The organism is Streptomyces sp. NPDC007863 (assembly GCF_040633895.1).
Classification (GTDB): Bacteria; Actinomycetota; Actinomycetes; order Streptomycetales; family Streptomycetaceae; genus Streptomyces.
On the sequence record NZ_JBEYEI010000012.1, the window covers coordinates 104,882 to 119,916 of the forward strand.

Genomic DNA, 15,035 nt, shown 5'->3' on the forward strand with positions numbered 1-15,035 from the left:
GATGGCGCGTCAGGATTGCTCCGTCCGATGCGGCGCGTCGACTGGAATCAGGACGTTTCCGCAGGTCAGAGCTGGTTATAAGGCGTCAGCTGACATGTCGTGCCGAACGGGTGAGCGGGCCCCCTGAGGGGTGCCCGCGCCCTCGGCCGCCGCCCGTCAGTCCTCGTCGTCCCCGTCGCCCTTGCCCTGCTTCAGCGCGGCGGCGCTCTCCAGCCACCGGCGGACGTCGGCGCCGAAGTCGCGGCTTCCGACCTCGTGGTGCGCGGCGACGAACCGCAGCGGTTCCGGCTTGTCCCTCCAGTAGCCGTCGGCGCTCTGCCGGAACCGGCGCAGGAAGATCTCGCAGCCGACCGCGTTGGTGTGGAAGGTCAGCTCCAGCCGCTGCGGGCGGCCCTCCTCGCCCCGCCGGTCGCTCAGCCGGAAGCCCTGCCACAGGTACAGGTGGTACTCCGCCGGGGCGATCGAGTTCTCGTACACCCGGGAGTTCTCCAGGCCGTACCCCTCGGCCTCGAAGGCGTCGAGGACCGCCTCGTGGAGCGGCAGCGTCTCCACCCGCACCGGGTCCAGGTCCGTCGCCGCCTTGACGCCGACGGCCTCGACCTCGGTCCGGACGCCGATCGAGACGCCGAGCCGCTCGCCGCGCGTCTCGTTCGGCGGGGTCTCCCACTTCAGGCGCTCGGAGAACGGGATGCGCCGCTCCTCGCCCTTCTTCAGTTCGAACCAGCCGCTGGCGCTGGGGTAGCAGACGGTCGTGCCGTCGTCCGTGCCGTCGCCGTCCCCCTTGTGCGCGAGGGACGCGTTGACGACCATCCGCATGCGTATCGACTCGATCTTCAGGTCGCGTTCGGGGGCCCGGACGACGACCTCGCCGCGCAGCTTGCCGCCCGGACGGACCGGCTCGTCGGGGACGATCGTGTCGATCTCCAGCGGAACGCCGCCATTGCCGAAAAGTCTCTTGAACACCATGGCCGCAGGCTAACCGGCGAGAACACTCCCGTCACCGGAAACGATCTTCTCGCCCGGCACCGCCGTGTAGGCCGCCAGGACCCGCGCCATCAGCGCCTCGTCCACCGGGTACGCCACCCCGTCGACCGCCGTCACCGGCGCGATCGTCCGCGAGTTGGCGGTGAACGCGGCCCGGAACCCCGCCAACTCGGCCAGGGGGACCGGGCGGTGGATCGACGGCAGCCGCGGCGCGAGCAGCGCCATGGTGATCCCGGTGAGATGCGGGGCCGTCGGCCACACCAGCGAAGTGCCGTCCCAGAAGGCGATGTTGGCGACCGCGCCCTCCGCGACCTCGCCCGCCGGCGTGGTCAGCAGCGCCTCGTCGAAGCCCGCCCGGCGCGCCGCGTCGCCGTGGTACATCTGCCCGAAGCCGCCCAGGTGCTTGAGGTGCGCCGCCGGGCGCAGGTAGTCGACCGCCGTCAGCCGCTGCGGCGCGCCGAGCCCGTCGGGCGCGGCCTCGCGGACGGTGACCGCCACCAGGAAGCCGGAGCCGTGCTCGTACGCGTACACCCGCGCCGACGCGTCCCGCCGCCCCGCCCGCCCGAGCGCCCGCGCGAGCAGCTCCCGCACCCGCTCCCCGGGCAGTGGTTCGCCGAACAGCTCGCGGGTGGCCCGGTCGAGGCGGTCGAGGTGCAGGCCGAGGCCCTTCACCCGGCCGTCCCGCACCTGCATCGCGGTGAAGTGGCCGTAGCCGCCCATCACCACCGAGAGGGAGGCCGGATCGGCGGCCGGGACCCCGTCGATCTCGATGTGCGCGGAGGCCGGAACGGGAGAAGTCGTCATGGCCCCACCGTAGTCACGGAGACCGCCCGGACGGGTCCCGGAGAACCGCGCTTGACCTCAACCAAACTTGAGGTACCACGATCCTCGACATGGACATCACCAACGCCACCGTCGGCGCCCCCCTGACCCTCGCCCTCGTCGTCGCCAGCGACCGCGAAGGCCGCTTCGCCCCCGTCATCGCCGACTGGTTCCGCTCCCGCGTCGCCGAGCGCGACGACTTCGCCCTCACCGTCCTCGACCTCGCCGACGTCACCCTCCCCACCTCCCTCTCCTACGACCCCGACCCCGCCGTCCGCGCCGAACTCGCCCGCGTCACCCCCGTCCTGGAGGCCGCCGACGCCTTCGTCGTCCTCACCCCCGAGTACAACCACTCCTTCCCCGCCTCCCTCAAGAACCTCATCGACCGCCACTACACCCAGTGGCGCGCCAAGCCCGTCGGCTTCGTCTCCTACGGCGGGATCTCCGGCGGCATCCGGGCCGTCGAGCAGCTCCGCCAGGTCTACGCCGAGATGCACGCCGTGACCGTCCGCGACGGGGTCGTCCTGCCCAACGCCCACGGGCAGTTCGACGAGGAGGGCCGCTTCAAGGACCCGACCGGGCCCGAGGCCGGCGCCAAGCTCATGCTCGACCAGCTCGCCTGGTGGGGAACCGCCCTGCGCGACGCCAAGGCCGTCCGCCCGTACGCCGCCTGAGGAGCCGTCATGACCCTGCTGCGCCTCCTGGCCGGGCGGCTGCGCCCACACCGCGCCCGGCTCGTCTTACTCGTCCTGCTCCAGCTGGTCCAGAGCCTCGCCTCGCTCGCCCTGCCCGCGCTCAACGCCGGCGTCATCGACGAGGGCGTGCTCCGCGGCGACACCGGCCGCGTGCTCTCCGGCGGCGCCGTCATGGCCGCCGTCACCCTCCTCCAGGCCGCCGCGGCCGCCGCCGTCACCTACACCGCCGCCCGGATCGCCCTCTCCGTCGCCCGCGACCTGCGCTCCGAGGTCTTCCGGCGGATCCAGGACCTCCCCGCCCTGGAACGCGGCCGCTTCGGCACCGCCTCGCTCATCACCCGCGCCACCAACGACGTCCAGCAGGTGCAGACCTTCGCCGTCCTCGCGCTCACCATGCTGGTCGCCGCCCCGCTGCTGTGCGTCGGCGGGCTCGCCATGGCCCTGCGCCAGGACGTGCCGCTCGCCCTCGTCCTGCTGCTCTTCGTCCCCGTCATGACCCTCGCCGTCGGCACCGTCGTGCTCCGCATGCGGCCCCTCTTCCGCGGCATGCAGGAACACCTCGACGGGGTCACCCGGGTGCTGCGCGAGCAGATCACCGGCGTCCGGGTCGTCCGCGCCTTCGTCCGCGACGGCCACGAGCGCGCCCGCTTCGCCGGCGCCAACTCCGCCCTCCTCGACACCGGCCTGAGGGCCGGCCGCCTCCAGGCCGTCATGTACCCGATCGTCCTGCTGGTCTGGGAGGCCACCACCCTCCTCCTCGTCTGGGCCGGCGCCCACCGCATCGACTCCGGCGCCGTCCAGGCCGGCACCCTCGTCGCCTTCCTCGGCTACCTCCTCCAGACCGCCATGTCCGTGATGATGGCGCTCTTCCTCCTCATGCACCTGCCCCGGGCCGAGGCCGGCGCCGCCCGCGTCCGCGAAGTCCTCGCCACCGCCCCCGCCCCCGCGCCCCCGCCCGCCCTCGCCCCTCCCGCCGTCCCCGGCTCCGGCCACCTCACCCTGGAGGACGTCACCTTCCGCTACCCCGGAGCCGAGGAACCCGTCCTCGACGGCGTCACCCTGCACGCCGCCCCCGGCGAGACCACCGCGGTCATCGGCGCCACCGGCAGCGGCAAGTCCACCCTCCTCGGCCTGGTGCCCCGGCTCCTCGACGCCTCCGAGGGACGGGTCCTCCTCGACGGCTCCGACGTCCGCGCCCTCGACCCCGCGGTCACCGCCGCCACCGTCGGGCTCGTCCCCCAGAAGCCGTACCTCTTCTCCGGCACCGTCGCCTCCAACCTGCGGTACGGAAGGCCCGGCGCCACCGACGAGGAGCTGTGGCACGCCCTGGAGACCGCCCAGGCCGCCGACTTCGTCCGCGCCCTCGACCAGGGACTCGACGCGCCCGTCAGCCAGGGCGGCGCCAACCTCTCCGGCGGCCAGCGCCAACGGCTCGCCATCGCCCGGGTCCTCGTCGCCCGCCCCCGCCTCTACCTCTTCGACGACTCCTTCTCCGCCCTCGACAACGCCACCGACGCCCGGCTGCGCGCCGCCCTGCGCCGCGAGACCGCCGACGCCGCCGTCGTCCTCGTCGCCCAGCGGGTCTCCACCATCCGCCACGCCGACCGGATCGTCGTCCTCGACCGGGGCCGCGCCGTCGGCACCGGCACCCACGAGGAACTCCTGGCGAGCAGCCCCACCTACCGGGAGATCGTCCGCTCCCAGCCCACCGAGGAGGCCGCCGCGTGACCACCGCGACCGCACCCCGCCCCACCGCCCCCGCCCGCCGCGGCCCCGCCCCCCAGCCGGGCGGCGGGCCCGGCGCCCCCGGCACGCCCTCCCCGGAGCGCTCGCTGCGCTTCCGCGCCTCCGCCGTCCGCCTGCTGCGCACCCTCGCCCCCGACCGGGCCCGGCTCGCCGCCGCCCTCGCCGCCGGCGCCGCCGCCGTCGGCCTCACCGTCCTGATCCCGCTCCTCCTCGGCCGCGCCACCGACCTCGTCCTCACCGGCGCCGCCGGGCCGGGCGGCGTCGACTTCACCGCCGTCGGCCGGCAGCTCGCCCTCGCGGGCGTCACCGTCGTCGCCGTCTCCCTGCTCACCTGGGTCCAGCAGCGGCTCGTCACCGACGTCGTCCAGCGGGCCGGCCACCGGCTGCGCGAGCGGACCCAGCACAAGCTGGCCCGGCTGCCGCTCGGCTACCTCGACGGACAGCCGCGCGGCGAGGTCCTCTCCCGCGCCACCAACGACGTCGACAACGTCACCCAGACCCTCCAGCAGGCGCTCAGCCAGATGATCAGGGCCGTCCTCACCCTCCTCGGGGTGCTCGCGATGATGCTCTGGATCTCCCCGGGGCTCGCCCTCGTCGCCCTCGGCACCGTGCCCGTCTCGCTCGGCCTGGCCGCCCTCGTCGCCCGCCGCGCCCAGCCGCAGTTCGTGCAGCAGTGGGCGGTCACCGGCCGGCTCGGCGGCCACGCCGAGGAGACCATCACCGGCCACACCGAGGTCGTCGCCTTCGGCCGCCGCGACGAGGCCGTCCGCCGCTTCGACGAGCTCGGCGAGGAGCTGTACCGGGCCGGGCTCCGCGCGCAGGTCGTCTCCGGCCTCGTCCAGCCCGCCGTCACCCTCGCCGGCAACCTCGGCTACGTCCTGATCGCCGTCCTCGGCGGCCTGAAGGTGGCGAGCGGCACCCTCACCGTCGGCGACGTCCAGGCCTTCGTCCAGTACTCCTACGAGTTCAACGGCCCGGTCAACCAGGTGGCCGCCATGGCGAGCCTGCTCCAGTCCGGCGTCGCCTCCGCCGAGCGGGTCTTCGACCTCCTCGACGCCGAGGAGGAGCGCCCGGACCCGGCCGACCCCGAGAAGCCCGCCGTGCCGCGCGGCCGGGTCGTCTTCGAGCACGTCTCCTTCCGCTACGAGCCGGACCGGCCGCTCGTCGAGGACCTCTCCCTCACCGTCGAACCCGGCCGCACCGTCGCCCTCGTCGGCCCCACCGGCGCCGGCAAGACGACCCTGGTCAACCTGCTGCTGCGGTTCCACGAGCCCACCGGCGGCCGGATCCTCCTCGACGGCGTCGACACCGCCCGGATGGGCCGGGAGGAGCTGCGCTCCGGCATCGGCATGGTCCTCCAGGACACCTGGCTCTTCGGCGGCACCATCGCCGAGAACATCGCCTACGGGGTCCCCGGGGAGGTCTCCCGCGAGCGGGTCGTCGCCGCCGCCGAGGCCGTCCACGCCGACCGCTTCATCCGCACCCTGCCCGACGGCTACGACACCGTCCTCGACGAGGACGGCGGCGGCCTCAGCGCCGGCGAGCGCCAGCTGGTCACGCTGGCCCGCGCCTTCCTCTCCGAGCCGGTGATCCTCGTCCTCGACGAGGCCACCAGCTCCGTCGACACCCGCACCGAACTCCACGTCCAGCGCGCCATGTCCGCCCTGCGGGCCGGCCGCACCAGCTTCGTCGTCGCCCACCGGCTCTCCACGATCCGGGACGCCGACACCATCGTCGTCATGGACGGCGGCGGCATCGCCGAGCAGGGCTCCCACGAGGAGTTGCTCGCCCGCGGCGGCGCGTACGCCCGGCTGCACGCGGCACAGTTCGCCCGTACGGTGGAGGCGTGATCGTCACCGTCCGCACCACCACCGACGCGCGCGCCAAGGCCGACGCCCTGGCGCGCGGCGCCGTCGAGGCCCGGCTCGCCGCGTGCGCGCAGATCTCGGGGCCCGTCACCTCCGTCTACCACTGGCGGGGCGCGATCGAGACCACCGAGGAGTGGGAGGTGGTGTTCAAGACCACCGAGGCCCGCTACGGGGCCCTGGAGGCCCATCTCACCGCCGCGCACGACTACGAGACGCCCGAGATCCTCGCCACCCGGGTGACCCGGGTGGCCGAGCGGTACGCCCGCTGGGTCGAGGACGAGACGGCGGGCGCCGTCGAGCCGGAGACCCCGGCCCGGGACGAGCGGCCCTTCTTCGTGTACGGGACGCTGCGCCCGGGCGGGTACAACCACGACCGGTTCCTCACCGGCCGGATCGGCACCGAGGCGGCCGCCGTGCTGCCCGGCGCGGTCCTGCACGACGGGCCCGGTTACCCGTACGTCGTGCCGCGGACCGGCGGCCGGGTGATCGGCTCGCTGCTCACGCCCTCGTCCGGCGACTACGGCGACCTGTTCGGCCTGCTCGACCGCCTGGAGCTGCCCGTCGGCTACGAGCGGGTGGCCATGGACGTCGTCCGGACGGAGGACGGGGCGCAGGTGTCCGCCTGGGTGTTCGTGGCGTCCCCGGACGCCCCCCTCGGCCCGGTCATCGAGAGCGGCGACTGGTTCGACCGGCCGTAGCCCGGCCGGCCGGTCACCGCGCGACCGGTTCCAGCCGCACCGCGCACACCTTGAACTCGGGCATCCGGGAGACCGGGTCCAGCGCCGGGTTCACCAGCGTGTTCGCCCGCCCCTCCCCGTACCAGTGGAAGGGCATGAAGACGGTGTCCGGGCGGATCGTGCCGGTGATCCGGGCCGGCGCCACCGCCCGCCCGCGCCGCGAGACCACCGCCACCGGCTCGCCCTCCGCGACCCCGATCCGCTCCGCGAGCCGCGGGTGCAGCTCCACGAAGGGGCCGGGCGCGGCGGCGTTCAGCTCCGCGACCCGCCGCGTCTGCGCCCCGGACTGGTACTGGGAGACGACCCGCCCGGTGGTGAGGACCACCGGGTACTCCGCGTCGGTCTCCTCGGCGGCGGGCCGGTGCGTCACCGGCACGAAGCGGGCCCGCCCGTCGGCGGTCGCGAACCGGTCGAGGAAGAGCCGGGGCGTGCCGTCGTGGTCCTCCTCCGGGCACGGCCAGAAGACGCCCTGCTCCTCCTCGATCCGCCGGTAGCTGATGCCCGCGTAGTCGGCGGGGCCGCCGGCGGAGGCCCGCCGCAGCTCCTCGAAGACCTCCTCCGGGTCGGTGGGGAAGCCCTTCTCCCAGCCGAGCAGCCCGGCGAGCGCGTGCAGCACCTCCAGGTCGGTACGCACCCCCTCCGGCGGGGTGAGGGCGCGGCGGCGCAGCAGCACCCGGCCCTCCAGGTTGGTCATGGTGCCGGTCTCCTCGGCCCACTGGGTCACCGGCAGGACGACGTCGGCGAGCGCGGCGGTCTCGGAGAGGACCACGTCGGCGACGGCGAGGAAGTCCAGCGAGCGCAGCCGCTCCTCGACGTGCGCGGCGCGCGGCGCGGAGACGACCGGGTTGGAGCCCATCAGGAGCAGGGACCGCACCTCGCCGCCGAGCGCGTCGAGGAGTTCGTAGGCGCTGCGGCCCGGCCCCGGCAGGCTCTCGGGGGCGACGCCCCACACCCCGGCGACGTGGGCGCGGGCGGCGGGGTCGTCGAGCTTGCGGTAGCCGGGCAGCTGGTCGGCCTTCTGGCCGTGCTCGCGGCCGCCCTGGCCGTTGCCCTGGCCGGTGAGGCAGCCGTAGCCGGAGAACGGCCGGCCGGCCCGGCCGGTGGCGAGGCAGAGGTTGATCCAGGCGCCGACGGTGTCGGTGCCCTTGGACTGCTGCTCGGGGCCGCGCGCGGTGAGCACCATGCCCGTGGGGGCGTCGCAGAACAGCGCGACGGCCTCGCGCAGGGCGGGCACGGGGATGCCGGTGATCCGCTCGACGTGCTCGGGCCAGTGGGCCATCGCGCCGGCCCGGGCGGCCTCCCAGCCGGCGGTGCGCCCGGCGACGAACTCCTCGTCGACGCGGCCCTCGGCGACGACCAGGTGGAGCAGGCCGAGGGCGAGCGCGAGGTCGGTGCCGGGGCGGGGGGCGAGGTGGAGGTCGGCCTGTTCGGCGGTGCGGGTGCGGCGCGGGTCGACGACGATCAGCTTCCCGCCGTTCTCCCGCAGCTCGGTGAGGTAGCGCAGGGCGGGCGGCATGGTCTCGGCGAGGTTGGAGCCGACGAGGATCACACAGCCGGTCTTCGGGATGTCCTCCAGCGGGAAGGGCAGGCCGCGGTCGAGCCCGAAGGCCCGCTGGTGGGCGGCGGCCGCCGAGGACATGCAGAAGCGGCCGTTGTAGTCGATCTGCGAGGTGGCGAGCACGAGCCGGGCGAACTTCCCCAGCGTGTACGCCTTCTCGTTGGTGAGTCCGCCGCCGCCGAAGACCCCCACGGCGTCGGGGCCGTGGTCGGCGCGGGTCCGGCGAAGCCCCTCGGCGACGGCGGAGAGTGCCTCCTCCCAGGAGGCCGGTTCGAGCGCCCCGGAGTCAGGGCGGCGGACCAGGGGCTCGGTGAGCCTGACCCGGGAGGAGAGTACGGAGGGGGCGGTGCGGCCCTTGCCGCACAGCGCGCCCCGGTTGACCGGGAAGTCGGTCCGCTCGACCACCTCGGCGGGCAGCTCCGCCGTGCCGGTCGGGCGGAGCTTCATGCCGCACTGCAGGGCGCAGTAGGGGCAGTGGGTGGGGACCGCGGTGGCGTCGGACATGCCGTCCAGGGTGCGTCGGGCGTGTTACGGGCGGCGGCGCCCCGTATTACGGGCGCGGTGCTCTCCGCTCAGGTCACGGGGTGGTGCGGGGTGAGGCGAGGGCCTCCGCCACCCCGGGCTCCCGCGGGCCGAGGAAGTGCGGGTCGGGGCGGACGGCGGCGTCGAGGGCGGCCTTCCCGGCGGCGAGGAGCTCGCGGGTGGTGCCGTAGTACCAGGTGGTGTCGTGCGGTTCGGCGACGCCGACGCCGTACGAGGCCACCCCGGCCCGCTCGCAGAGGGCGACGGCCCGCTTGACGTGGAAGTCCTGGGTGACGAGGACGGCCCGGTCGACGCCGAAGACCTTCCGGGCCCGGACGCAGCTGTCCCAGGTGTCGAAGCCCGCGTAGTCGCTGACGACCTTCTCGTCCGGGACGCCCCGGGCCGTCAGGTAGGCGCGCATGGCGCTCGGTTCGTCGTATGCGGTCCGGCTGTTGTCGCCGGTGACGAGGAGGACCCTCACCTTGCCGGTGCGGTAGAGCTCGGCGGCCGTGTCGAGCCGGTGGGCGAGGTACGGCGTCGGGCGGCCGTTCCACAGCCCGGCGCCGAAGACCACGGCGACGTCCCGGGCGGGCACGTCGGCGGTGGTCCGCAGCTTCCCGGCGGCGGCGGTGTGCATCCAGGTCGCGGGGGCGAGGGCCAGGACGGCGGCGGCCATCACGGCCTGGACGGTGCGGCGGCGGGCCCGGACGGTGCGGGGGAACCGGACCTGCATCGGCTGTGCCTCCAGGAGGGCGGGGAAGGGACGGGCTGTCACCCGGTCCGACGCGCGGGAGCCTGCCGCGGTTCGGTCGCGCCGCCGTCTGTTCCGTACAGCACACTCGCAAGCCCCATCCCGAGCAGCATCCCGAGGAGCTGGGCGGCGGCGTAGGCGGGCACCGAGGCGGGGGCGATGCCGGTGAAGGAGTCGGTCAGGGAGCGGCCGACGGTGGCCGCCGGGTTGGCGAAGGAGCCGGAGGAGGTGAACCAGATCGCGGCGCCGATGTACCCGGCGACGGCGACCGGGGCCAGCTGGGGGCGGCCGATGTGCCGCAGGCCCTGGACGACGAGGACGAGCCCGGCGGTGGCGACGGCCTCGCCGAGCAGCAGGTGGAGCGCGGCGCGCGGCTCGGTGGACCAGGAGCCGGGCGCCCGGCCGAACATCGCCTCGGCGAGCAGGGCGCCGGCGACCGCGCCGGCGACCTGGGCGGTGACGTAGGCGAGGACCTCGCGGCCCTCCTGCTCGCGGCGGCGGCCCCACCACTCGGAGAGGGTGACGACGGGGTTGAAGTGGGCGCCGGAGAGCGGCCCGAGGAGCGCGATCAGCAGCCCGAGGCCGAGGGCGGAGGCGGTGGCGTTGGCGAGCAGCCGGACCCCGATGTCCTGGCTGAGGGAGTCGGCGCGGAGGCCGGAGCCGACGATCACGGCGACGAGGGCGGCGGTGCCGGTGAACTCGGCGGTGACGCGCCGGGGGAGCGACGCGGGGGACATTCTCATAGTGGAAAAGATATTCCGTGATTCGGAACGAAAAAAGAGGGGAGGAGAGGGGCGGGTCCTCCGTACGATCCGGCGGTGATCAACGAAGAGCTGCTGACCGCCGCCGTGCGGAACAACGCCGAGTGGTGCGGGAGCATGTGCCGGGCCCACGGCCTCACCACGGCCACCGGCCCCCGCGCCTGGACCAGCCCCCACCGCACCCCGCTGTACTACCCCGACGCCGTCTCCCTCGCCGCGGACGCGACCGCCGCCGACGTCGTCACGGGCATCGACCTGACCGGGCCCGGCGCCTCCGTCAAGGACTCCTACGCGCGCCTCGACCTCGCCCCCGAGGGCTTCCGGCCGCTCTTCGACGCCACCTGGATCGGCCGTCCGGCCGGCGCCCCGGCCGTCCCCGCCCCCTCCTGGACCCGCGCCGGCAGCCCCGAGGCCCTCGCCGCCTGGGCGCACGCCTGGAGCGGCGGCGACGCCGACGAGGCGGCCCTCTTCCGTCCGGCCCTCCTCGACGACCCGGCCGTCACCGTCCTCGCCGTCCCCGGAGCCGACGGCCGCGTCGTCGGCGGGGCCGTCCTCTCCACCGGAGCCGGCGCCACCGGCGTCTCCAACCTCTTCGCCGCCGACGGCACCGACCCGGCCGCCGTCTGGGCCGCCGCCCTCGCCGCCGCCGACCCCGCCGTGCCCGTCGTCGGCTACGAGTCCGGCGACGACCTGGCCCCGGCCCTCGCCGCCGGCTTCACGGAGCTCGGCCCCCTCCGCGTCTGGCTCGCCGCCTGACAGCCGTCCCCACGCGCGCGTGAGCCCGGTGAAACACCCGTGTGCGGTCCTGGAAAAGATCCGTGACCGGCGCGCAACGGGCAGGCAACGTGCCGGGGCCAGGATCGGTCCATGACGGAGCCGGACAGCACGTTCGCGGACGCCGCCGCCCTCCTGGGGCGGGTCGCGCGGCAGCTCGGACTCCAGCTCCGCCGGGTGCGTCCGTACGACGCCCCGGCGGCGAAGCCCGAGCAGGAGGTACGCCGCCCATGCAGCCGTTCACACAGCTCCCCGGCCCCGCCACCGCCCCCCGGCCCGGCGCCGGTTCCCGAACCGGCACCGACGTCCGGACGTCCGGCGCCGCACCCGTGCTCGTCGCCGTAGGCCACGGCAGCCGGGACCCACGCGCGCGTGCCGCGCTCGCGCGGCTCCTCGACCGGGTCCGCGAGCTGCGTCCCGGGCTCGACGTGCGGCTCGCCCACGTCGAGCTGAACGCGCCGCTCCTCGACGACACCCTCGCGGGCCTCGCCGCCGAGGGGCGCGAGGCGGTGCTCGTCCCGCTCCTCCTCGCCCCCGGCTACCACGTCACCCACGACCTGCCCGCCGCCCTCGCCGCCGTCCCCGGCCTCCGGGCCCGCGTCGCCGGCCCCCTCGGCCCGCACCCGCTGCTCGTCGAGGCCCTCGCCGACCGGCTCGCCCAGGCCGGCTGGACGCCCGCCGACTCCGCCTCCCGCACCACCGGCGTCGTCCTCGCCTCCGCCGGCTCCCGCGACCCCCGCTCCGCCGCGACCCTCCGGCGGATCGCCGCCGCCCTCGGCGAACGCCTCGGCGTGACCCCGGTCGTCGCCGCGTACGCCTCGGCCGCCGCCCCCACCGTCCCCGAGGCCGTCGCCGCGCTCACCGCCCGCGGCCGCCACCGGATCGCCGTCGCCTCCTGCTTCACCGCCCCCGGCCTCTTCGCCGCCCGCGCCGCCGCCCACGCCCCCTGGATCGCCGCCGACCCGCTCGGCGCCCACCCGGCCCTCGCCCGGCTCGTCCTGCATCGCTACGACGGTGCCGACCGGGCCCGCACCGGCCGCCCCGCCGCCCCCGCCACTCCCTCGCGGGAACTCGCCGCCATCTGAACCCATGTGTCGGTCCCGCCGGTTACCGTCGAGGCATGGCAGGCTACGACGGCACCAGCGAGACCCCCGGGTACGACCCGACCGCCACCGAGCGCTGGGCGACCGAGCCCGACAAGCGCCCCGGCCGCACCGCCTTCCAGCGCGACCGCGCCCGCGTGCTGCACTCCGCCGCCCTGCGCAGGCTCGCCGGGAAGACCCAGGTCGTCACCCCCGGCACCCGCGGGTACGCCTGGGACGCCAGCCCCCGCACCCGGCTCACCCACTCCCTGGAGTGCGCCCAGGTCGGCCGCGAGCTCGGCGCCGCCCTCGGCTGCGACCCCGACCTCGTCGAAGCCGCCTGCCTCTCCCACGACATGGGCCACCCGCCCTTCGGGCACAACGGCGAACAGGCGCTCAACGACGTCGCCAAGGACTGCGGCGGCTTCGAGGGCAACGCCCAGTCGCTCCGCCTCCTCACCCGCATCGAGCCCAAGCGCTTCGTCCCCGGCCCCGACGGCGAGCCCGTCTCCGTCGGCCTCAACCTCACCCGCGCCGCCCTCGACGCCGCCACCAAGTACCCCTGGCCGCGCGGCGACCACCCCACCGACCCCGGCTCCTCCAAGTTCGGCGTGTACGAGGACGACCTGCCCGTCTTCGAGTGGATCCGGCGCGGCGCCCCCGACCAGCGCAAGTGCTTCGAGGCCGAGGTCATGGACTGGTCCGACGACGTCGCCTACTCCGTCCACGACTTCGAGGACGGCCTGCACGCCGGCCACATCGACCCCAACCTCCTGCACGCCGAGCCCGAGCGCGCCGACGTCTTCGCCGTCGCCCTCGGCCGCTACGTCCCCGAGGACACCGACCCCGCCGAACTCGCCGAGGCCCTCGACCGCCTCCTCGACCAGGAGTGGTGGCCGCACGGCTACGACGGCTCCGCCGTCGCCCAGGCCCGGCTCAAGGACGCCACCAGCCAGCTCATCGGCCGCTTCTGCCTCGCCGCCGAGGGCGCCACCCGGCAGGCCTACGGATCGGGCCGCCTCACCCGCTACGGCGCCGAACTCGTCGTCCCCCGCGCCACCCGCAACGAGTGCGCCGTCCTCAAGGCCGTCGCCGACCGGTACGTCATGCAGCGCGCCGAACAGGAGGCGCTCCGCGCCGACCAGCGGATCGTCGTCGCCGAACTCGCCGAGGTGCTCGTCGCCCGCGCCCCCGACGGACTCGAACCGCAGTTCCGCGCCCTCTTCGCCGCCGCGCCCGACGACCGTTCCCGCAAGCGGGTGATCGTCGACCAGATCGCCTCCCTCACCGACGCCACCGCCCGGGCCCTGCACGCCCGCCTCCGAACCCCCGGGGCGTAGGGGCCGTTCGCCCTCTTTCGCCTTCCGGCGCCGTGCGGGACCCTCGCATGCACGTCCCCGGGCGGTGCGACCGGGGCCGGGCCCGGAGGCGTAGCGTAGAGAATCGGTCGCAACGAGGAGGAATCAACGTGGTCGACGCAGATCAGACCTTTGTCATCGTCGGCGGGGGCCTGGCCGGCGCCAAGGCGGCGGAGACGCTCCGTGCCGAGGGCTTCAACGGCCGGGTGATCCTCATCGGCGACGAACGCGACCACCCCTACGAACGCCCCCCGCTCTCCAAGGGCTACCTCCTCGGCAAGAAGGACCGGGACTCCACCCTCGTCCACGAGCCCGCCTGGTACGCCGCCCACGACGTCGAACTCCACCTCGGCCAGAGCGTCACCGCCGTCGACCGGGACGCCCACACCGTCCGCCTCGGCGACGGCACCGTCATCCGCTACGACAAGCTGCTCCTCGCCACCGGCTCCGAGCCCCGCCGCCTCGACATCCCCGGCACCGACCTCGCCGGCGTCCACCACCTGCGCCGGCTCTCCCACTCCGAGCGCCTCCGCGACGAGCTGAAGGCCCTCGGCCGGGACAACGGCCACCTCGTCATCGCCGGCGCCGGCTGGATCGGCCTGGAGGTCGCCGCCGCCGCCCGCACCTACGGCGCCGAGGTCACCGTCGTCGAGTACGAGCCGACGGCGCTCCACCGCGTCCTCGGCCCCGAGCTCGGCCAGCTCTTCGCCGACCTCCACACCGAGCACGGCGTCCGCTTCCACTTCGGCGCCCGCATCACCGAGATCACCGGCCAGGACGGCATGGTCCTCGCCGTCCGCACCGACGACGGCGAGGAGCACCCCGCCCACGCCGTCCTCGTCGCCGTCGGCGCCGCCCCCCGCGCCGCCCTCGCCGAGAACGCCGGCCTCGCCCTCGTCGACCGCGCCGACGGCGGCGGCATCGCCGTCGACGCCTCCCTGCGCACCACCGACCCCGACATCTACGCCGCCGGCGACGTCGCCGCCTTCGAGCACCCCTTCCTCCACCACCGCATCCGCGTCGAGCACTGGGCCAACGCCCTCAACGGCGGCCCCGCCGCCGCCCGCGCCATGCTCGGCCAGGAGGTCTCCTACGACCGGATCCCGTACTTCTTCACCGACCAGTACGACCTCGGCATGGAGTACTCCGGCTGGGCGCCCCCGGGCTCGTACGACCAGGTCGTGGTCCGCGGCGACACCGGCAAGCGCGAGTTCATCGCCTTCTGGCTGCACGAGGGCCGGGTGATCGCCGGGATGAACGTGAACGTGTGGGACGTCACAGAGCCGGTCCAGAAGCTCATCCGTTCCCGCGCCACCGTGGACCCGGACGCCCTCTGCGATCCCTCGGTCCCCCTGGAGAGCCTGCTCTGACACGTAC

Annotated in this window: 13 protein-coding genes; 8 read left to right on the forward strand and 5 right to left on the reverse strand. The window is 75.1% G+C overall.

Going from position 1 to position 15,035, the window contains the following annotated elements; genetic code table 11:
• Nucleotides 1-156 precede the first annotated feature (156 nt).
• The gene (locus tag ABZ621_RS20150) at nt 157-966 is read right to left on the reverse strand and encodes a sporulation protein (protein WP_360606304.1); all 810 of its coding nucleotides are present in this window, start codon (nt 964-966) and stop codon (nt 157-159) included.
• Between the two features lie 9 nt (nt 967-975).
• Entirely contained in the window at nt 976-1,788 is an 813-nt protein-coding gene (locus ABZ621_RS20155; RefSeq protein WP_360606306.1) for an aminotransferase class IV, read from the reverse strand.
• Nucleotides 1,789-1,877: 89 nt separating this feature from the next.
• Between ABZ621_RS20155 and ABZ621_RS20160 the strand changes: the two genes are divergently transcribed.
• Genes ABZ621_RS20160 through cutA form a run of 4 tightly spaced genes read left to right on the forward strand, consistent with a single transcriptional unit; the run spans nt 1,878 to nt 6,813 of the window.
• Nucleotides 1,878-2,480 (forward strand): NAD(P)H-dependent oxidoreductase, encoded by a 603-nt coding sequence (locus ABZ621_RS20160; RefSeq protein ID WP_360606308.1) that lies wholly within the window; start codon nt 1,878-1,880, stop codon nt 2,478-2,480.
• A 9-nt stretch (nt 2,481-2,489) separates the two neighbouring features.
• Nucleotides 2,490-4,229, forward strand: a complete 1,740-nt coding sequence (locus ABZ621_RS20165; RefSeq protein WP_360606310.1) for an ABC transporter ATP-binding protein — start codon at nt 2,490-2,492, stop codon at nt 4,227-4,229.
• Complete coding sequence (locus ABZ621_RS20170; protein WP_360606312.1) at nt 4,226-6,097, forward strand: ABC transporter ATP-binding protein; 1,872 nt, start codon at nt 4,226-4,228, stop codon at nt 6,095-6,097. Before ABZ621_RS20165 ends, ABZ621_RS20170 begins: the two co-directional genes overlap by 4 nt.
• The gene (cutA, locus tag ABZ621_RS20175; RefSeq protein WP_360606314.1) at nt 6,094-6,813 is read left to right on the forward strand and encodes a divalent cation tolerance protein CutA; all 720 of its coding nucleotides are present in this window, start codon (nt 6,094-6,096) and stop codon (nt 6,811-6,813) included. Before ABZ621_RS20170 ends, cutA begins: the two co-directional genes overlap by 4 nt.
• 13 nt (nt 6,814-6,826) lie before the next feature.
• Here the strand turns inward: cutA and ABZ621_RS20180 are convergent, their stop codons facing one another.
• The 3 genes from ABZ621_RS20180 to ABZ621_RS20190 all read right to left on the reverse strand — a co-directional run bounded on the left by ABZ621_RS20180 (nt 6,827) and on the right by ABZ621_RS20190 (nt 10,426).
• Complete coding sequence (locus tag ABZ621_RS20180; RefSeq protein WP_360606316.1) at nt 6,827-8,914, reverse strand: molybdopterin oxidoreductase family protein; 2,088 nt, start codon at nt 8,912-8,914, stop codon at nt 6,827-6,829.
• Between the two features lie 73 nt (nt 8,915-8,987).
• Nucleotides 8,988-9,665, reverse strand: coding sequence for an ElyC/SanA/YdcF family protein (locus tag ABZ621_RS20185; protein WP_360606554.1), 678 nt, complete (start codon nt 9,663-9,665; stop codon nt 8,988-8,990).
• A gap of 38 nt (nt 9,666-9,703) precedes the next feature.
• Nucleotides 9,704-10,426, reverse strand: a complete 723-nt coding sequence (locus ABZ621_RS20190) for an aquaporin (protein ID WP_360606318.1) — start codon at nt 10,424-10,426, stop codon at nt 9,704-9,706.
• A 75-nt stretch (nt 10,427-10,501) separates the two neighbouring features.
• Here ABZ621_RS20190 and ABZ621_RS20195 point away from each other — a divergent pair, with 75 nt between their 5' ends.
• The 4 genes from ABZ621_RS20195 (at nt 10,502) to ABZ621_RS20210 (ending at nt 15,028) form a co-directional block, all read left to right on the forward strand.
• Nucleotides 10,502-11,200, forward strand: coding sequence for a hypothetical protein (locus ABZ621_RS20195; protein WP_360606320.1), 699 nt, complete (start codon nt 10,502-10,504; stop codon nt 11,198-11,200).
• Between the two features lie 248 nt (nt 11,201-11,448).
• Nucleotides 11,449-12,303, forward strand: coding sequence for a sirohydrochlorin chelatase (locus ABZ621_RS20200; RefSeq protein ID WP_360606322.1), 855 nt, complete (start codon nt 11,449-11,451; stop codon nt 12,301-12,303).
• Nucleotides 12,304-12,338: 35 nt separating this feature from the next.
• Nucleotides 12,339-13,640, forward strand: coding sequence for a deoxyguanosinetriphosphate triphosphohydrolase (locus tag ABZ621_RS20205; protein WP_360606324.1), 1,302 nt, complete (start codon nt 12,339-12,341; stop codon nt 13,638-13,640).
• A gap of 128 nt (nt 13,641-13,768) precedes the next feature.
• Nucleotides 13,769-15,028 (forward strand): FAD-dependent oxidoreductase, encoded by a 1,260-nt coding sequence (locus tag ABZ621_RS20210; RefSeq protein ID WP_360606326.1) that lies wholly within the window; start codon nt 13,769-13,771, stop codon nt 15,026-15,028.
• Nucleotides 15,029-15,035 lie beyond the last annotated feature (7 nt).